The organism is Vibrio sp. VGrn 2, assembly GCF_009361695.1.
Classification (GTDB): Bacteria; Pseudomonadota; Gammaproteobacteria; order Enterobacterales; family Vibrionaceae; genus Vibrio; species Vibrio diabolicus.
In genome coordinates, this window is record NZ_RBWD01000001.1 from 680,997 (window position 1) to 700,448 (window position 19,452).

Genomic DNA, 19,452 nt, shown 5'->3' on the forward strand with positions numbered 1-19,452 from the left:
TCCTTCAACTTTGTGTTTTAGGAGTAGTCATTAGACTACCCAATAATTGTTGGAATAAATAATGACGAAACGTTGGCTTGTCTCCGCTGTGAGCATCGTGCTGCTCGGCGGTGGTACGTATTTCTATCTCCAATCTGCTGCTCAACCAGAATTGCTGCCTACATTGATTGTGGAAAAAGGCACGATTGAAAAGCAAGCTGTGGCTGTTGGTAAAATTGTCCCTGCACACTCTGTGTCTATCAAGTCACAAATCGACGGTATCGTCGGTGAAATTTACGCGAAAGTTGGTGAAAAGGTGAAGCAAGGCCAGCCGCTGATCAAAGTGCGTCCAAACCCAACCCCCCAAGCATTAACGGATGCATCGGCAGAACTCATGCGTAGTGAAGCCGATCTGGAATCCGCCAAACAAAAACTGTCCAACTTAGAAAGCTTGGTCAAGCAGGACATTATTCCAAGTAACTACGACGAATACGTAAGTGCGCGCTCGGCAGTCAAATCTGCGCAAGCGGACGTATTGCAAAAGCGCCAGAATCTCGAACTCATCCGCAGTGGTGAGGCGTCTATCGGTGATGCGCGTTTAACGTCGACGATCTACGCGCCAATTGATGGCACGGTACTCAACCAGAAAGTTGAGGTCGGAGAGCCGATCATCTCGACTCAATCAAGCCAAGCAGCGACTGAAATGATGTCATTGGCCGACATGAACAGTCTGATTTTTAAAGGTAGCGTCAGTGAGCATGATGCTGCGCAGTTGTCTCCGGGAATGCCCGTTATGTTGACGGTGGCGCCTTATCCTGATGTGGCGATTTCTGGTGTGCTAACCAAAGTGGCGATTCAATCTGAGAACCTCAACTCACCAGAGGGCAATGCTTCGGCAAAAAGTTTTGATAACGGTTTTGAGGTTGAAGTGGGAGAACTCAAGATCCCACAAGATGTGTTGCTTCGTTCTGGTTTTTCATCGACGGCTCAAATCATTCTGAAGAAGTCTGAAAATGTGCTCACTCTACCGGAGCGCGCTCTGCAATTTGATGGTGACGCACCGAATGTTCTGATCCCCGACAGCTCAGAACAAGGGTTTCATAAACAACCTGTGAAACTCGGTCTGTCAGATGGCATCAATGTCGAAGTGCTTGATGGCGTGGAGCTTGATGAAGAGGTCATCGACAACAGCATGATGGGAGCGACGCATGGTTAAGCTGCAACGATCAAAAATCGCCTTTGCATTGTTGGCTGCCACGCTCAGTTTGCCGACCTACGCAATTTCTATTGAACAAGCTTGGCAACAAGCAAAGCAGAACGATCCAAATTACGAAAAAGCGAAAATCGGCGTCCAGCTTGGCGAGGTTGGCGTACAGAGTAGCCGCAGTGCGTTATTGCCGGGTTTAAGTGCCAGTGCGTCAGCGGATTGGAATGAGTCCTCAAGCCATTCCAACAGTTACGGCGCTACCTTATCTCAAACTATTTGGGATAGCAGTTTGTGGTCGGAACTGGATCAAGCGAATGCCAATTATCTCAAAGCACAGTTAGAGCTATCTCAATCACATAACGAGCTTGCGCAGAAGTTGCTCACCGCTTACCTAGATGTGGCAAGCGCACAGGGCGACCTCAAATTGGCGCAGTCCAAGCTGGAGGAGGGGAAGGAACTTCTCAACATCATCGAGAAACGCTATCGAGCAGGCAAAGTGAAGTCGGTTGATGTTGAAGAGATGCGAGCGAATCAAGTCTCTGAGCAAGCAAGTATCCTCAATGCAAAAGCCGATCTCGAAGTGAAAAAAGCAGAGCTTGCGGCGTTAATCAATCAAATGCCGGAGAGTGTCGACCAAATTCGAACGGATTCTTTGATTCAGCCGCCGATGTTGGTGGACTCCCAGGAGCAATGGCTAAAGCTGGCGAAAGACAGCAGTCCAGAGCTGTTGGTGGCGGCGCAGATGGTGAAAGCGAGCGAGTTCGCGAAAGATTCAGCTAAAGGTGGATACTACCCGACCGTCAAAGGCAGTGTGGGCTACAGCGATGGTGACAATCGTTCAAACGGCGAGTTTAACGCTGGGATTAGTTTGAGTTTGCCGATTGACCTCAATGGTGCAGTGCGAGCGAAAGTGGACGAAGCATCGTTGAACATTTTAAGCGCCAAGCAAGATATGCGTAGAGTGGAAATTGATATTCAGAAACGAGTTGTTCAGCAGTTTACGCAGGTCGATATCAACTGGAATCAAGTTTTGATAGCGAACGAGCTGGTTGAGTCGCGCGCCAGAGTGTTGCAAAGCAAAGAGAAACTTTACGACGCTGGCCTGCTTGAAGTGTCGGAAGTTATCAGCGCACACAACAGCTTGTTTGAGGCGAAAAACAGTCTACAAACCAACTTGTACAGCTACTGGCGTAAGAGAATCGGCTTACTGCAAACCGCAGGGAAACTCGATGACGATACCATGGCGTTGATCTCTCGGGCTTTTCATTCATGAGCAGCCTGTTGCAGCAAACTTGGCAAACGTTGATGGCGCACCGCATGAAGAGCGTGCTGGCCATTATCGCGATTGCTTGGGGCGTGATCTCTGTGGTGGTGTTAATCGCACTTGGCGAAGGCTTTTATCGCCATCAGACCCAGTCGTTTTCCTTTATGATCAACAATGTGCAAGTGGTGTTTCCGTCGAGTACCAGTAAACCGTGGCAAGGGTTACCTTCAAGACGACAAATTGATATTCCACAAGAAAAAGTCGACATGATCAAACAGTCGGGCTTCGTGCAACAGGCGTCGAGCGTTTACGCCAAATGGGATGCGAATATCACCAATCTCAAAGGACAGAACTTATCGAGTACGGTCAGCGGTATTGATACGTCTTACTTTCCTTTAATGCAACGCAAGCTGCAATCCGGTTCGAGAAATCTGTCACCAAGTGATATGGACAACCACACTCGCGTGGCGGTGTTAGGCGATCAAATTGCGCAAATGGGCGGAATCCAAATCGGGGATAGGCTCAAAATCAACGGCATTCCGTTTTTGGTGATTGGGATAACCGTTGGTGAGGACACTGGCATTTCATTCGGCGATAGCCGCACGGTTTTCATTCCTCAAACAACGTACCGCGATTTGTGGGATGCGAAACCTTGGATGGTATTGATGAAGCCGAGAGACGGGATGGATGCACCGTCGTTTCGACAAAATATCGTGAACTTTTTCGCCAAACAGCTTCATTTTGACCCAAGTGATAAAGATGCGATCGAATTACCCGATTTTAGTGAAGGTGCGGCGGTCATCAGTGGAATTTTACGTGGCATTCAGATTTTTCTCGGAGCGAGCGGTGCGATGACCATGGCGGTCGGTGCGCTTGGCGTTGCCAACATCATGTTTTTATCTGTCACGGAGCGCACGCGTGAAATCGGTGTGCGTTTAGCGATCGGGGCGACTCAAAAATCCATACTCAGTCAGTTTATTCTTGAAGGGCTTATTTTGGTAGCCGTGGGCACGGCATTAGGTCTGATGTTTTCGTATGCAGTGGTATCTGTCCTAAGCAGCATGGCATTACCGGAATGGATGGGTTTACCTGTGATCACGCCAGATTCCATTGCTTGGTCCTTACTTGTGACGCTTATCTTGGCATTGATGGCATCGTATTTCCCAGCAAGGCGAGCATCACGTCTCACACCAGTCATTGCTTTGAATGCGAGGGCCTAGTCATGTTGTTACCGATGAGACAAATTTTCCAAGAAATGGCCGCAGAAAAGTTGAGATTGGGTTTGACCATTCTGGCTGTAGCGTGGGCGACCCTCTGTATCGCTGCTATGTTGGCGGTAGGTGAGGGCATTCGTCAGGGCGTATTGAAAACCGCACAAAATGGTAACGGCAACTTGATCTATTTGACCGGAGGGATGGCCACCGTCGACCACGGTGCTTTTCACCAAGGCAAGTTTCTGACATTAAAAATGGACGATTCAGAGGTCGTTCGAGCGTTACCCGATGTAAAAAGCGTTGCGCCAACTGCGAAGTGGAAAGAGCGTATCACCGTTGGTGACAGAAGCTCGTGGCAAGAGCCGTTAGCGGTCACGAGCGAGTTTCAATCCATGACCAATTTGGTGCCGATGGCGGGGGGGCGATGGTTAAATCCACTCGATCAAAAAGAGACGCGCAAAGTCGTTGTACTGGGTTATGAACTGGCAGCCGACTTATTCAACCCGAATGAGGACTTTAGTTGGTTTGCGACAGTCACATTGCAAGTCAACCCTGTGGGGAAAAAGGTAAAAATCGGCAATGAGGAGTTCACCGTTGTGGGCGTATTGGAGAAAAACAGCGCTCAAATAGAACTGGGGGATCTTATCAACTATTCCAGCTTTGTGCCGTTAGCGACGTGGACGCGATTTCATGTCAACGGTGAAATTGGTGGCATCAATGTGCAACCACAAGCCGATGTAGACCGAGAAGCCTTAGCAAAGACGATCAGGCAAGTGATTGCCCGTAAGCACGGGGCAAGTGTCAGTGATGAACAGGTCGTCCAAGTCGATGATATGTTCCTTAAACAAAAGAGTATGCAGCAGTTTCTGATAGGTTTGCAGAGTTTTCTTGGCATTATCGGCTTCGTGACGTTAGCTGTTGCTGGCGTTGGCATCGCCAATGTGATGTATGCCACCGTAAAGCGATCTACGCGTGATATCGGCGTGCGCATGGCAGTCGGTGCAACTCCAACGGCCATTCGCATGCACTATTTAGTGCAGTCTTTATTGACAATGATGATGGGGGGCGCGCTTGGCTTAGGCGTGACGTACGCGCTGGTGTCTGCCATCAGTTCCATTCCTTTAGAGGGCAATGCCTTTTATGAACAACTGGGTAAACCTGTCCCTGAGTTGTCGTGGGTCGTTGTCGCGATTGTCATCCTCACCTTAGTGATCATTGGTGTGGCATCTGCATGGTTACCTGCAAACCGAGCCGCAAAAGTCAGCCCGTTGGAGGCGCTACAAAGTGAATAACAACAATAACTCTGGAGAGAACATGTCGAACAAGTCGCTTGTTGAGCTGACCAACATCTGTAAATACTACTCAAGCGGGGAGGCGGAAGTTCGCGCGCTAGACGGCGTTGACTTAACCATTAATCAAGGCGAGTTTCTTTCGATTCTTGGCCCGTCCGGTTCAGGCAAATCAACGTTGATGAACATGCTCGGCTGTTTAGATAAGCCCACCGATGGCGAGTACCAACTTGGCGGCCAAAACGTCGCAAGTTTAAGTGCGAATGAGCTGGCTGGCATTCGTAACCAAAAGATCGGTTTTGTCTTCCAAAGCTTTAACTTATTGGAATACGCGACGGCGCTTGATAACGTGGCACTGCCGTTGGTTTACTCTGGCATCAAAGCCAAGGAACGTCGCCAGCGCGCCGCTAAATTGCTAGAGCAAGTCGGGCTAGGGGATCGTTTAGACCATAAACCAAACCAGCTTTCTGGTGGTCAAAAGCAGAGAGTTGCGATTGCAAGAGCCTTGGTCAACGATCCGCAAATCATCTTAGCGGATGAACCAACGGGTGCATTGGATTCAAAATCCGGCGCAGAGATTGAAGCCTTGTTCAATCAACTCCACGCCGAAGGCAGAACCTTGATCATCGTGACGCACGATAACGCCCTAGCAGAGCGCACCAAACGCATCATCACCATCAAAGATGGCATGGTGATTTCGGATAGGGTGCCGGAGGGAAGATAAATGAATTTTTCTTGATTGAGACTGGAGTTATTTTAAGGAAGATAGCCATGGAATAGGAGAAGCTATCTTCCTTTATTTTTATTCGCTATGCTCGCCTTGTCTCTCTTTTATCAAGTCATGCTTCTGTTCTTTAAGTAGAGTGATTGCGAGCTTAGTGTCCTCAATCAATTTACTGTTATCGTTGAGATCTTTGCCCTTCAAAGGCAAAACAAGATAATGAATGCTGCCATCTTCATTCTGCACTCCGGTAGCAATGATGACATCACCTTCTGACGCTGTGCCAAAATACTCTGAAACGACTTTGGTTTCGCTGACACCGTAGCTATCCAAATAGGATGACTCCGTGTTGTCAAACAAGATAGGAACCCCTTGCTTCGCTAATGTTCGTAATTGTTTTTGCTTTTGCTCGTCGAATGGATAGTCGGTTGTACTGATGTAACTCACCTGTTCAGCTTCAATAAAATCGTACAGTTCATTGCTCAATTCATTTAATGGAGCAGATATCCAAGGTGTAGATGAAATGACGTCGGAAGAGGCGTCATTGTTATTTTGTCGTGTTGGAACGGTAACCACCTCTTGAGCAGCATCGCTCTCAGGAGGGGGGACATTCATTGTCGCAGCATCTTCTGTCTTGATTTGCTCGTCTAGGCTTGCAACAGGTTCGGTCTGGGTATTCTTGTTATTTGAATTAATTAGAAATATGGCGAGTACTGCACCAAGTGCTAGCGCCGATCCAGTCAAGAGTTTTTTATTACTTGTCATGTCTTACCGTTTATTTCATTAGTAAATACGGCGGCCACTTATTCATTCCGTGGCCGCAGGCTAATAAGTTAGTGGTAGAGCGCGTCATTCCAAGAGATAGTTACGGCTCGGCTAGTCTCTGTCCATTGACTGCTATCACGATTTTTCTTCCAGGTATTTTCTGGGGTGGTATACCAGCTACACCAGTCACGACCAAAGTAGTAATTGGTTTTTCGCCAACCTGCAACCAGCTTGACTTCTGACGTATCTAGGCCATCTTGAATATCATTTTTTCGATATACAACACCGACTTGCGGTTTAAAGTCAGAGCGCATCACGACAGGTAATTCGCTATAGTCAATTAGGTTGCCCATGTCACAGCTGGTCCAACGGTACAATAACCAGTCTTTAGGTGGAGTATTGTGGCGGATAGTTTGGTTTTCGATAAGCCAATTAATGCTCTCATTGGTCTGATCAAAATCAGCCACCGTCTGAAATTCTGGTTGATCGTAAGTTACGCGGTTGCTCCAGGAGATACCACCGCTAATATTTGGAGAATCAGAAGCACTGAAGCCAAGATTAAAGTCCAGAGACTCACTTACGGATGCTGTTGCAATAGTGTTTTCTGGAGCATGGCTCATATGACGTAAAGGGGCACCATTTAAATAACTCAGTGCCAGTTTAAAGGCTGTTGGGATTGTGTAACGGTAGTCTCCACCGGTGGCAAAACCATAGATCTGCTCTTTATTCGGTACATTAGTCATGTCGAAACCAGAACCTCCGTTTAGAAGCAACTTGGCTTCCTTAGCTCCATTCGGCAGCAAAGATTGATTCCAGACATTTTCTAAGGAGTAAATTAAGCGGATTTTCTTCGAGCGTGCATCGCTATCATCGAGCTGTAGCAAGGTCGAAGTGTAAGCTTTTAATGTATCTTCAGCATGTGCTGGAGCTAGAGAACCAAGTAATGCGAGCGCGATAATACTCGCGGAAAGATGCTGTTTTTCCATTGTTTTTTCCTATTAGTCAGCCCATAAAGGTTATTATTGGGTTTTAACAATAACTCTATGGGTGTTTTATAATTATGGACTGGTTATTAATTGGTGCTCAATAATTGAGCGGTGAAATATTGCATCTTGTATTTTAATAAAAAAAGGAAAAGTATAGATTCGTGGGATTAATGTCTCATAGTTTTTAAATTCATTACTCAACTATAATAAATAAGAATGTAGTTATTAAGTCTTACCTTTTTAAGTTATTACTTAATTTTTATTTTCTAATGTTATGTTTAAATTTCTTTATTGATAGAAGTGAAATTTATAAGTATTAACCATGTTATTGTTGAGGTTTTTGTTATGCCAAACTAAGTAAAGTGTCGTTATGTGGTCATTACAGCTTCCTGAATTTAATTTAAATTAAAACAGTGGCTTATGTTTGTTTTATTATTGGTTTTTTCGAGCTTCATGTAATAGTTGGGTGACAAAGCTCATCAATGAAGTTGTCATATTCGTGTATGAGGTTATATGTGCTTTTACAACAGAAAAATGAAACTTTACGTTTGAGATGGCAAATACAGGAAAAGAAATAAATAATATAATTAAATAATAATGTTTCCGAAAACATTAAATGTAAGGTACTTCTGATTAAACGAATGCTTGAATAAATGATTGAATGTGAAAAGTGCTATTTAAGCTACGCTGTCCTATATTCCAGTTAGCGTCTTGTTTATATAATGCGTTTTTTAGGCTTAAAACTGGTTTACGTACTGTTAACCCCTTACCAGTTTCTTAATTTACTATGCTCGCCAAGGTATGTGTATTGATGTAAATGAAAAACAGTATCTACGGTAGTTCCATCAGGGTTGGAACTCCCACTATGAATTTCTTTCATGTTCAATGTGAAACAATACCAATATTACTCAACTCGTGAAGCAAGTATAAAAAAAGGACTGCTCTGGTGTTAGGCACTGCGACCGTCATTTTTAGAACGAACTGTTCGTCGTAAGTGCTGTTGAACCTAACTATTGGGAAAACCAAAAAACAAAAATGTCCCCATGCACAGAGTTAGGAAAAGTCTGCTTTATCTAAGGAAATAGGATACCAACTCACGATGAATAACGATTTCACATTTGCTATCAAAAGCATTCGCTTTGATGAGAATTACCAACCATCAGACAACACGCGAATCACTACCAACTTTGCTAATCTGGCTCGAGGAAACTACCGCCGAGAGAATCTGCGCAATGCACTCCGAATGATCGACAATCGTTTTAATGCCTTGGCATATTGGGATAACGCGCAAGGTGACCGCTACTCTGTTGAGCTTGAAATCATCTCTGTTGATATGGATATCCAAGGCAGTGGCGAAGCCTTCCCTTCGATTGAAGTGCTCAAAACTAACATTGTTGACCACAACACTAACGAGCTCATCGAAGGCATTGTGGGTAACAACTTCTCTTCATATGTGCGTGATTACGACTTTAGCGTTTTGCTGTTGGACCACAACAAAAACCAGCCACAGTTCAGCATCCCAGCGAACTTCGGTGATTTGCATGGCAAACTGTTCAAAGCTTTCGTTAATTCTGAGTCTTATAAACAGCATTTCAAAAAGTTGCCAGTGATTTGTCTGAGCGTATCGGACAACAAAGTATACCGACGTACTGAAAACCAACATCCTGTTTTGGGCTTTGAATATCAGCCGAACGAATCTTCGTTGACGGAGCAGTACTTCAAGAAGATGGGCTTACAGGTGCGCTACTTTATGCCGCCAAACAGCGTTGCACCGTTGGCATTCTACTTCTTCGGTGACTTGTTGAACGACTATTCAAACCTAGAGCTTATCAGCACGATAAGCACGATGGAGACATTCCAGAAGATTTACCGACCAGAAATTTATAATGCCAATGCGGTTGCCGGTAATTGCTACCAGCCAAACCTAAAAAACCTAGACCACTCGCTAACTCAAATCGTTTACGACCGAGAAGAGCGCAGCCAACTGGCAGTTGAACAAGGGAAATTTGCCGAGGAGCATTTCATCAAACCTTATCAATCTGTGCTTGAACAATGGTCTGCAAACTACGCGTAATCGACAACGAGAATCTAGAAAGGAATGACGATGAAAACACTATTACCGACTTCAACGGCTGGCAGCTTACCGAAACCTTCTTGGCTGGCCGAACCAGAAAAACTTTGGTCACCGTGGAAACTGCAAGGTGAAGAACTGATTGATGGCAAACGCGATGCGCTACGTATCGCTTTGCAAGAACAAGAACTGGCAGGCGTTGATATCGTCAGTGATGGCGAGCAAACTCGCCAACATTTTGTGACGACCTTTATTGAGCATTTAAGCGGCGTAGATTTTGAAAACCGTAAAACGGTGACCATTCGCAACCGTTATGAAGCAAGTGTTCCGACTGTGGTTGGCCCAGTAAGCCGCACAAAGCCCGTGTTTGTTGAAGATGCCAAGTTCTTGCGTCAGCAAACTAAGCAACCTATCAAGTGGGCGCTGCCAGGCCCTATGACGATGATCGACACGCTTTATGATGATCATTACGGTAGCCGTGAAAAGCTGGCTTGGGAATTTGCAAAGATCCTCAATCAAGAAGCGAAAGAGCTTGAAGCGGCAGGTGTCGACATCATTCAGTTTGATGAGCCTGCGTTCAATGTGTTCTTCGATGATGTGAACGAGTGGGGCATTGCATGTTTAGAGCGTGCGATTGAAGGGCTGAAATGTGAAACGGCGGTGCATATCTGCTATGGCTACGGCATCAAAGCGAACACAGATTGGAAGCAAACGCTAGGCACTGAATGGCGACAATACGAAGAAGTATTCCCTAAATTGCAGCAATCGAATATCGATATTATCTCGCTTGAGTGTCATAACTCGCGAGTGCCTATTGAGTTGCTTGAGTTGATTCGCGGTAAGAAAGTGATGGTTGGTGCGATTGACGTTGCAACCAACGAAATTGAAACGCCAGAAGAAGTGGCGAACACACTGCGAGAGGCATTGAAATACGTTGATGCCGACAAGCTTTACCCATGTACCAACTGTGGTATGGCGCCTTTGTCTCGCGAAGTATCGACCGCTAAGCTTAATGCGCTAAGTGCGGGCGCGGAGATCATTCGTAAAGAGTTGGTGGGTTGATATTAAGACTTGGGCTCGACACCATAAACTAAAGTTAGGGTCATTCCAGCGAGTCTAGACGAGACTAGGAATCTGATTACAGCTCGCTAGGAAATGGCGATAACCTTAGAACTTCACAGCACTCGGTGGGTAGCTCCTGAATCACCTCGTCCCTCGTTGTTCAGTATGACGGTTGTTAAGAGATACGTTACTCACGTACCCAACTATTTGGCTTGTATTCAAAGTTGGGTCATTCCAGCGAGTCTAGACGAGACTAGGAATCTGCTAACAACTCGCTGGGAGATGGCGATAAGCTAGGAACTTCAAAGCTCTCGGTGGGTAGATCCTGAATCACGCTCGTTCCTCGATGTTTAGGATGACCGTTTTAAATAAAAATGCCGCTCGCAGTAAAGTGAGCGGCATACATTTCCCGTTTTCAGTCCTCGGCCAAGGCTTAATTCAACTCCACATTCCTCATCTCAGGATGCTTTAGCAACATCACACGAATCCAGTGATGCACCACCCACATCACCATCGCGGTGAGCAGAACCGCGACGAAAATCGAGCTGAAACGGTACAAGATCGAAAAGAACGCGTCTTTTTGTTCTGGCACCAATGAGGTCGTCAGCGGAACCGATAGGGCAGACATGGCAGAAAACGCGATAGCCGCTTTAATTTGCCCCTTGGTGAGCCACAAGCAGAATGGCCCCATCGCAATGGTAAAGGCGAGCCAAAAGAGTAGCCCATGCCCATACCAACTGCCCAATATCAGCTGAACAGCCATCCCTGCGATGCAGCCTAGTGCGGTGCCGATGATGCGAATTTTTGCCATGGCGAGCGAGCCCGCTAAAGTCATTGGGGTTAGGATGATCAAAATGGAAGCTTGTGCGGATAACGAGTCATATAAGTCCGCTACTTGGAATACGATAAATGCCGCCATCGCCACTACCCAACCCATGGCAACTTGGCTGATGTAGTCAATATCGCTTTTCACTGGGGTCGACATCTCAATGTGCTCGGCGGGGGATTTTGGCTCCGGGAACAACCAATACGCGAATGCGCAAACAAAAATATTGCTGAACGCCATCACCCACATGTTGACGTTGAACTCTTCAATATCCATGAAGTTATAGCTGGCAAAGTTCAACACAATTGAACCCACCAACAACCCCATGTAACCAAACAAATAGGTTTTCTGGTTCATCATTGCAATGCACTTGAACAGCATCATAATTCCGACGGCAACGGTCATTAATGTTGGATGAAACTGCAAGTATTCCAGCAAAAATGTGGCTTGTATGGTTGTCCACACCGCAGAGAAAAACACGATCAATAAAGCCGAAAGATTAAAGTGGTCCATTCTGCCCAATATAAACAGCGGCATCATGATGGCAAAAAATCCGTAAGACCAACCGAAGACCATGCTTAGCGCAAGCCCTAAAGAGCAGCCGAACCAAATTCGTAAGGTTTTCATTGTCGCCGCCTAGTAAATGAAGTGGAACCAGCTTGCGAGGTGAATCTGTGCTTGCGCCATCAACTGCCAGAAAATGCTGTTGTCTGGGTACAAAACAATGGTAGCGCGAGAGCCGACAAACAGTGCTGGTGGTAACTCTTCGCTGCTGGTTAGGTTCACTCGTGTACGCTGCGCATCACGTACCCAGCGGTTGTTGACTTCCACTTTGGTTAGTGCGCCATTAGGCGTTTGTTGTGCGGCTGCTACACCGTAATCGCGGCTAGCTAAATCAAAGTCGTACACCGAACCTGGGTTGGCATCAAATGTGACCAAGGCGTGGAAAGTCTTGTCTACGTTCGCGACGGACTTTTCACGAAAATCAGCGGCTACCCAGAGTGATCCTGTTGGTACAAATGTCAGCAATGGCATGTTGGTGTTTGCCATCGTGCCAGCTTCTAGTTGCAGGTTGGTCACGACACCATCACTGGGAGCGAGTACCGCGGTATTTGCCAAATCAAGTTGCGCCTTTTCGATGCCGTTTTTGGCAATTCGAACGGCGGTGCTTTGACCTTTTTGAACGCCTAATTGCGCCTCAATGACTTTTAAGTTTTGTCTTTCCGCTTTAAGCGCTGCACGTGATACCTGATTTTGGGCAAAGGCATTATCGAGTGTCGATTGAGAGATGACTTTCTGCTTCGATAGTGTCAGTAAGCGGGTGTACTCGCGGTGTGCATTATCAAATGTCGCTTGTGCGCGGGCAATATTGGCAAGAGCGGCTTCGCGTTGAGAATACAGCGTTGCTTCTTTTTCATAAGCGGATTGTAGAGACAGCTCCGCCTGTTCAAGTGCTATCTTGTATTTACGATCATCAATCGTAAACAACACATCGCCTTTTTGAACGGACTGGTTATTCTCGATGAGAACGTCGGTCACTTTACCAGATACCTCGGGCGCGACTTGGACAACGTATCCTTGCACTCGTCCTTCGGTCGTTAAGGGGGCGTGGCGGTCAGCAATGATAATGTACAAAAATAGTACGATGAACAGGACAATCAAAGTTCGCATCCAGTGTTTGAATTTTTGGTCAGCCGTCATTACAAGTTCCGTTAAACATATTGGATAGCGGATTATAGAGAAGTCACTCACAATTCAGTAGAATGATAATACGAACATAAATGACCTAAAAATAGGACAATGAACGTTAGTTTTGATGATATTTACCTATTCACTCAGACGGTGGTTCACGGCGGTATAAGTGCAGCGGCAGAGGCGAATCAACTACAACGCTCAAAAGTGAGTCGTCGCCTGCAAGAATTAGAGAAATCGCTCGGGGTACAGCTTTTGATTCGCACAACACGCAGCATTGAGTTAACGGAGCATGGAAAACGCTTGTTTGAGTTGGTGGGGCAGCCTATTGACCATATTCAGCAAGGTTTAAATGCCATGCATGAATATCAACAAGAGCTGACGGGCAAGGTGCGTTTAGCCATTCCTTCCGCATTGATGAGCTCTGCCGCGTTTAACGCGATCATCACCGAGTACACAACGCGGTATCCGGAGATTTCGGTCGAGATTGAAAACCATCAAGAGAGTGTCGATCTCAAGCGTCAATCATTTGATTTGCAGCTTCTTCCTAGCGTAGTCAAAGTCACCGATGACAGCTATGTGCAGTTCAGTCTTTTGCCTTATCGTAGTCACTTTGTTGCGTCAAAAGCCTATCTAGAATCGCATCCGCCAGTAAAAACGGTGGAAGATCTTAAGCAGCATCGCCTTTTAACTAATCGTTACAATGCCGATTTGCTCGATTCAGATCTGCATGTGGCGTTGCGCTCGGACGACCTCAACTTGCTGCGCTCGATGGCGATAGCAGGAAACGGCATCGCGTTTATTCCTCAAATTCATTCTAAGCCTGCATTGCGAGATGGTTTGTTGGTCGAGGTGCTGCCTCAATTCGCGCATCCGAAGCAGCATCTTACTCTGATTTATCCCTCGGCCTTATTTCTGCCCAATAAAGTCAAAGCCTTGATTGAACTAATTCGAGAGAAATTTAAATAGTCAGTTCAAACCACCCTTAACTAAGGGCAAATGTGTGAGCGAAGGTCATCTTTCTAGGTTTTATTGCTCTAACATGAAAGGGTTCTGATACATTAACTGTTGCTCAACTTGTTGAGTATGGTTTGTGGTCGCACAAGATAGGAGATGGAAATGTTATCGAAAGGAAACACGGGCCTGATTGTGGTGGATGTTCAGGGCAAACTCGCTACATTAATGCATGAAAGCGACGCACTGATTGAAAATATCGCGAAACTGGTAAAGGGTGCCAAAGCACTAGATTTGCCTGTTCTGTGGCTAGAACAGAATCCAGAAAGGTTGGGCCCAACCGCGGAGCCGATTCGTGAAGTGCTTGAAAGCACGCATTTACCTATTACCAAGTACACGTTTGATGGCTGTAAAGAGTCGACGTTTAAGGTCGCGGTGGAGAACGCGAAAGTTGATACCTGGTTGGTTTGCGGTATTGAATCCCACATTTGCGTCTATCAAACCGCGGTTTCTCTGCGTCAGTCCGGTTATCGCGTTGAATTAGTCACGGATTGTGTATCTTCCCGAACCGCTGCCAATAAAGCGCTCGCTCTTGCGAAGCTAACCGCTAACGGTGTGGTGCTCACTGGGCTAGAAATGTGTTTGTATGAAATGGTCGAAGATTGCCGAGCACCTGAATTCAAAGAAATTCTGGCGCTCATCAAATAGTGGAATCACTGTAATCAGCAACAACTTTATTTGAACACGCTATTCAAATTCTCGTTGATATCTTGGCAACATTGACTCGTTGCCAAGTAACCCGCCTTGGTGAATATAAATCACTGTTTTATCTGTGTTCTCTTCCAACCAAGGGGTGAGGCATTGCCACATATATGGGTCGTATAACAGGTCAAATTCGAGGTCGGTTTGTTCAAAGAGTGCTTTCCATGTGATGTAATCTTCTTCGTACAAGCGACCAAAATGGTGTTTGTTGCGCACGGTTAAAATGGTTGGGTGGCTGTTTTCACCGAGCTGGTAGAACTGATCAGCTAAGTAATCTGCATCGCCTGCGCAAGGGCAAGTTAGCACTTCTATGCCGTGTGGGCTTAAATGTTTATGAAGATATAAAGCCGTCGTGCCGGTGCCTGATGGCAGGGCGACGGTAAACTGCTCTTTACCTCTCAATCGCGTCCAATCAAGAATTTCTCGTGCTAACTGTTTGATGCCAGCTTCAGCGAGGTGGGAACGTCCACCCTCTGGAATAAGCAATGTCGACTCATCTAATCTTCGTACCTGGTGGATGTATTCACTAGGGTGGAGTTCGCTACCGATGTCTTGCATGGCGGTGATTTTCATACCCAAATCGAGAGCGCCGCGATAGTTTCCGATGGGGGAGCTTTTTAGCCAAGATGGAATGTGATGAACATAAAACTCAAATGCCCAACCTTTAATCTGGGCGAGAGCCGCTAGCGAGTACATGGCATTGGATTGAGCGGAGCCAAAGCTTATTAACGTGGTGATGTCGGGATTTTGCTCTTCCATTAACGTCATAAACTTACGTGCTTTGTTCCCAGAAAAGTGGGAGTGGAGCATGTCGTCACGTTTAAGGAAAAATTTGCGCCCATTAAAGCTATGTTGGGTGATAGGACTTTCTGAGAGTTTCATGTCGATGCTGACGGAATAAACCGTGTCACCTTTGCCATTTAAAAAGGGCGCGTAGTGTAACGCCATTAAACCCAGATAAAAAGTCTGTGTTTCAGTACAACCATTTCGGTTGTTCCTGATGTTTTTACTCGTGCTCACTGCTGCTGTAATACCATTGCAATGGTTTCACTTCTATCCTTTGGTTGCTTTGATTCCATGGTATTCCATCCCATGACTCGCCTTTCTACCTCAAGCAACGTACACTACGCCGCCTATTTCCATTCAATCAGAAGGCTTGGTTTGCAGACTCTAGAACAATTAAAAAAAGGACAATTAGTAGGAATTAAACAACTGAAGTTGGCGGAAGGGCTAACTGAGTTCCCTATGGAAATTTTAGAGCTTGCAGACTCGCTTGAAGTGTTAGATTTATCCAGCAACGCACTGTCAGATTTGCCACAAGAGCTGGAACAGTTGACCAAACTAAAAATCATTTTTGCTTCCAATAATCAGTTCACCCATTTACCTGAGGTATTGGGCAAGCTGCCAAACCTTGAGATGGTTGGATTTAAAACCAACAAGATCAAAGTGGTGAGTGAAGCCTCACTACCAAGTCAGTTACGTTGGCTGATCCTGACTGACAACGAGATTGAAACGCTACCAAACAGTCTGGGTGAAAGACCGCGCTTAAGAAAGCTTGCACTGGCGGGGAATCGCATCAAACGACTGCCAAGTAGCATGGAAAACTTAGTTGATTTGGAACTGATTCGTCTCTCGGCGAACCAGCTAGAGCACTTTCCGGATGTGTTGATGAAGCTACCTAAATTGGCATGGTTTGCTTTTGCAGGTAATCCATTCTGCAAACACCCATCTTTGCTAAACAGTGTGCCGAAAGTGACCACAAACAGTTACTCGCTTAATCATGTTCTCGGCCAAGGGGCAAGTGGCGTGATTTCTCATGCTAACTGGATTGACGCTCAATACAACTTCCCGAGAGAAGTTGCGGTAAAAGTGTTCAAGGGCGAGGTCACCAGTGACGGCTATCCTCATGATGAACTTGAAGCGTGTTTGCAAGCTGGGCATCACAACAACCTAGTGAAATCCATCGCGCAAGTGGATGACGGTAAAGAGCTTGCTTTGGTGATGGAGCTAATTCCAAACAGTTACTACAACTTAGGTTTGCCACCAACGTTGGAAACCTGCACCCGAGATACGTTCCCACAAGGGTTTACGCTGACAGTCGAGCAAATGAATTCTATTGTTGAGCAGATGGTGGACGTATTTAATCACCTACACGACAACAAGGTGTGTCATGGTGATTTGTATGCGCACAATACGTTGGTGAACGAGCAAGGGGAGATGATCTTCGGTGACTTTGGCGCGGCGAGCATTTACGGCTATTTATCGGACGAGCAGCAAGCTGCAATCAGAGCCATTGAATCCAGAGCGTTGAAGTACTTTATCGAAGATGTGTTTTCTGTGTGCGAAGCGTCGGAGTCGGCATCGCAAACATTCGAACGACTAGTTGCGCTTGCTGCATAAGATTTCATTCAATCGAATAAGAAAGAGGTATCGAACTGCCCGTTTTGATACTGAGTAAATGAGATACCTCTTGATTGAATCTAGTGCTGAGGAAGTTACTCTGAGCAAGCCTCATGATGCTCTGACGAAAGGTCAATCACTGCCTCACATCCCCCCTCAGGATGTGTATCAATAGTGAATTGCCAGCCATAGCGTCGGCATAAGTCGTCCACAATCATTAGCCCCAAACCATGGCCTTCGGCATCTGGCACGGAAGAGAAACCTTCGCCTTCATCTCTCACCGACAGCGTGGTATCGGTCATGGTGATATGAATTGTTCCCGCTGACGTGGCTGCAATGCCGTTGCGAATTAAGTTACTCAACGTAATGTTAAGAACTGCAGTGGTCGCTTTGGTTTGCGGATGCCCCAATATTTGTACATTAAATTCCAGCGATTTTTCATCGGCTTGCGCTTGGCTAAGAGCAACGATGTTGTGAAGTTCTTGCTCTGATATGGTTCGAACGGGGCTGTCGTCTGTGTTGCGTTCATATCGCACCAAACCCAACAAAGCATCAACCATGGTCGACATCTGCAAAGTGGCATCTTGAATACGGCCAATCTGACGTTCTTGAAACGATGTACTTGGACTTCTGGCTAGCAAGCTGCTTGAGCCTTTCATCACTGTGAGCGGTGTTCTCAGTTCATGGCTGGCATATCGTGCAAAAGCTTGTTCACGTTTAATCACTTGATTGATTTGATGTCGATATTCATTAAGCTGATTTGCGAGCGTTTGGAATTCATTTGCAGAGCCTTCAGGGACAACAAATTTTTGTGTAGTGTCACCTTGATGTCGGTCCAGTTGTGTTTTTAGGGCACTGACAGGTTCAATGAGACGCAGAGAAAGTCTCGATAATAGGCTGCCAAAAATCAAAAGTAACCCGATGACAACCGCCAGCACCATAACGAGAACAAACATGAACTCGTTAGATGTAATTTCTATCTCATCAATCAGAGAGATCAGAATAATAGGATGTTCCTCTCCATCTTGCGTGTAGGTGCTCATGTAAATCATGCGAGTGTCTGGTTCGTCAGCAACTTCAGCGAGAAAGTACTTTTTATCTTGGATGAAGGGTTGATAGAGCTCAGGGACGAGATTGATGTCGTTGTATGCCGTTGTCAGTAAATCTAGTTTGATGATTCCGCTATCAGGATGGTTTCGAAAGTGCTCAATCGCCTCTTTTTTATCGATCATAATACGTCGTTCACCGACGCGATCTTCCGACCATAATAGCGCTCCGCTAACCAATGCGAAGCATAGCAAGCCAATCACAACCGACACTAGAAGGAAGAAGAGTTCAAGGCGTCCGGTTAAGCTTTGTGTATTGTTAAATAAGCGGCGAATCATGCCCCGGGCTCCAATCGGAAGCCGACTTTTGGAATAGTTTTCAAAACGTGCTCTTTGAATGGTTTGTCGAGCTGCCCACGCAATTGATAAATATGGCTACGCAACACATCGTTATTTGGCTCATCTTCTTGCCATAATCGGAAAGCAATCTCCTCACGTGTGACCACTTCTGGCGCGTTTTTCACCAGCATTTCTAGAATCGTGTACGTGGTTGGATTCAACGCCAGCAGCTTATCTTGACGGTAGGCTTGATGCGTTTTTTGATCGATAGACACTTCGCCATACTGGAGTTTGGTTGATGCAACCGTACCGCGGTAGCGTTTAATCAATGCAGTCATGCGTGCTTCAAGAATATCGAGATCAAACGGTTTGGTGAGGTAGTCGTCGGCGCCGTGTTGGAAGCCTTTGAGCATGTCGTCTCGGCTATCAAGTGCTGTCAACATCAACACCGGAGTGTTATTACCCGCTTCACGCAGCTTGTTGCACAGTGTTAGGCCATCCATGCGCGGCAGCATGAGGTCGAGCAAAATGATGTCAAACGCATTATCCATCGCCAGTTTTAAGCCTAGCTCACCGTTGTCGGCATAATCCAGTTGCATGCCAGCACACTCAAAATAATCGAACAACATTCCCGCTATTTCACGATTATCTTCTATCAAAAGTACACGTTTCATTTATTCTTATCCAATCTCGATAAATTCGAATGCTGATCTTAACGAACATTATTCACTATAGGTGTGAAAAAGTTGTCGACATGATTTTCTCACCTTTGTATCGGTTTTCAATGTCTAGCTTAAATACCGTCTTATTATCCAAGTAAATCTACGACCTTTTGTTCATATCTATCAATTTTTCTTGGTGTATAAATGAGGCAG

At 45.9% G+C, this 19,452-nt stretch carries 17 protein-coding genes; 10 read left to right on the forward strand and 7 right to left on the reverse strand.

The annotated features are described in order from the left end of the window. The first annotated feature begins 61 nt into the window (after positions 1–61). From D8S93_RS03260 to D8S93_RS03280, 5 genes are read left to right on the forward strand one after another with little or no spacing between them, the layout of a single operon-like run. A complete protein-coding gene (locus D8S93_RS03260; protein ID WP_152811940.1) occupies positions 62–1,195 on the forward strand; it encodes an efflux RND transporter periplasmic adaptor subunit in 1,134 nt (377 codons plus the stop codon). Next, on the forward strand, positions 1,188–2,459 hold the full coding sequence (locus D8S93_RS03265; RefSeq protein WP_062906933.1) for a TolC family protein: 1,272 nt from the start codon (positions 1,188–1,190) through the stop codon (positions 2,457–2,459). Before D8S93_RS03260 ends, D8S93_RS03265 begins: the two co-directional genes overlap by 8 nt. Further along, positions 2,456–3,670 (forward strand): ABC transporter permease, encoded by a 1,215-nt coding sequence (locus D8S93_RS03270; RefSeq protein WP_152811942.1) that lies wholly within the window; start codon positions 2,456–2,458, stop codon positions 3,668–3,670. Before D8S93_RS03265 ends, D8S93_RS03270 begins: the two co-directional genes overlap by 4 nt. A 2-nt stretch (positions 3,671–3,672) precedes the next feature. Then, entirely contained in the window at positions 3,673–4,956 is a 1,284-nt protein-coding gene (locus tag D8S93_RS03275; RefSeq protein ID WP_152811944.1) for an ABC transporter permease, read from the forward strand. A 22-nt stretch (positions 4,957–4,978) separates the two neighbouring features. Next, a complete protein-coding gene (locus D8S93_RS03280) occupies positions 4,979–5,677 on the forward strand; it encodes an ABC transporter ATP-binding protein (RefSeq protein WP_152812092.1) in 699 nt (232 codons plus the stop codon). Between the two features lie 78 nt (positions 5,678–5,755). Here the strand turns inward: D8S93_RS03280 and D8S93_RS03285 are convergent, their stop codons facing one another. Both D8S93_RS03285 and D8S93_RS03290 read right to left on the reverse strand, forming a co-directional pair. Further along, positions 5,756–6,439, reverse strand: coding sequence for a topoisomerase I (locus D8S93_RS03285; RefSeq protein WP_152811946.1), 684 nt, complete (start codon positions 6,437–6,439; stop codon positions 5,756–5,758). A 68-nt stretch (positions 6,440–6,507) separates the two neighbouring features. After that, positions 6,508–7,425, reverse strand: coding sequence for a leukocidin family pore-forming toxin (locus D8S93_RS03290; protein ID WP_053809756.1), 918 nt, complete (start codon positions 7,423–7,425; stop codon positions 6,508–6,510). A gap of 1,099 nt (positions 7,426–8,524) precedes the next feature. Between D8S93_RS03290 and D8S93_RS03295 the strand changes: the two genes are divergently transcribed. Beyond that, a complete protein-coding gene (locus tag D8S93_RS03295; RefSeq protein ID WP_152811948.1) occupies positions 8,525–9,499 on the forward strand; it encodes a DUF1852 domain-containing protein in 975 nt (324 codons plus the stop codon). Positions 9,500–9,529: 30 nt separating this feature from the next. Then, positions 9,530–10,558, forward strand: coding sequence for a methionine synthase (locus D8S93_RS03300; protein WP_152811950.1), 1,029 nt, complete (start codon positions 9,530–9,532; stop codon positions 10,556–10,558). 433 nt (positions 10,559–10,991) lie between these two features. Here the strand turns inward: D8S93_RS03300 and D8S93_RS03305 are convergent, their stop codons facing one another. Both D8S93_RS03305 and D8S93_RS03310 read right to left on the reverse strand, forming a co-directional pair. Next, complete coding sequence (locus D8S93_RS03305; RefSeq protein WP_152811952.1) at positions 10,992–12,011, reverse strand: DUF2955 domain-containing protein; 1,020 nt, start codon at positions 12,009–12,011, stop codon at positions 10,992–10,994. 9 nt (positions 12,012–12,020) lie between these two features. After that, positions 12,021–13,085 carry an HlyD family secretion protein gene (locus D8S93_RS03310; protein ID WP_152811954.1) on the reverse strand — a complete coding sequence of 355 codons (1,065 nt, stop codon included), beginning with the start codon at positions 13,083–13,085 and terminating at the stop codon, positions 12,021–12,023. Between the two features lie 99 nt (positions 13,086–13,184). On the opposite strand from D8S93_RS03310, the gene D8S93_RS03315 reads away from it, so the two are divergent. Both D8S93_RS03315 and D8S93_RS03320 read left to right on the forward strand, forming a co-directional pair. Further along, positions 13,185–14,045, forward strand: a complete 861-nt coding sequence (locus D8S93_RS03315) for a LysR family transcriptional regulator (protein WP_005376746.1) — start codon at positions 13,185–13,187, stop codon at positions 14,043–14,045. 150 nt (positions 14,046–14,195) lie between these two features. Further along, positions 14,196–14,738, forward strand: a complete 543-nt coding sequence (locus D8S93_RS03320; RefSeq protein ID WP_193621564.1) for a hydrolase — start codon at positions 14,196–14,198, stop codon at positions 14,736–14,738. A gap of 39 nt (positions 14,739–14,777) precedes the next feature. On the opposite strand, the gene D8S93_RS03325 is transcribed toward D8S93_RS03320, so the two are convergent. Further along, positions 14,778–15,674 carry a 1-aminocyclopropane-1-carboxylate deaminase/D-cysteine desulfhydrase gene (locus tag D8S93_RS03325; protein ID WP_152812094.1) on the reverse strand — a complete coding sequence of 299 codons (897 nt, stop codon included), beginning with the start codon at positions 15,672–15,674 and terminating at the stop codon, positions 14,778–14,780. Positions 15,675–15,953: 279 nt separating this feature from the next. On the opposite strand from D8S93_RS03325, the gene D8S93_RS03330 reads away from it, so the two are divergent. Continuing rightward, a complete protein-coding gene (locus D8S93_RS03330; RefSeq protein WP_152812096.1) occupies positions 15,954–17,192 on the forward strand; it encodes a leucine-rich repeat-containing protein kinase family protein in 1,239 nt (412 codons plus the stop codon). 95 nt (positions 17,193–17,287) lie between these two features. Here the strand turns inward: D8S93_RS03330 and D8S93_RS03335 are convergent, their stop codons facing one another. Together D8S93_RS03335 and D8S93_RS03340 are read right to left on the reverse strand one after the other, a co-directional pair. After that, entirely contained in the window at positions 17,288–18,577 is a 1,290-nt protein-coding gene (locus D8S93_RS03335; protein ID WP_104971921.1) for a sensor histidine kinase, read from the reverse strand. Further along, positions 18,574–19,251: a response regulator transcription factor gene (locus D8S93_RS03340; protein WP_152811957.1), complete on the reverse strand. Its 678-nt coding sequence runs from the start codon at positions 19,249–19,251 to the stop codon at positions 18,574–18,576. The genes D8S93_RS03335 and D8S93_RS03340 overlap by 4 nt, the downstream gene beginning before the upstream one ends. Positions 19,252–19,452: the final 201 nt, after the last annotated feature.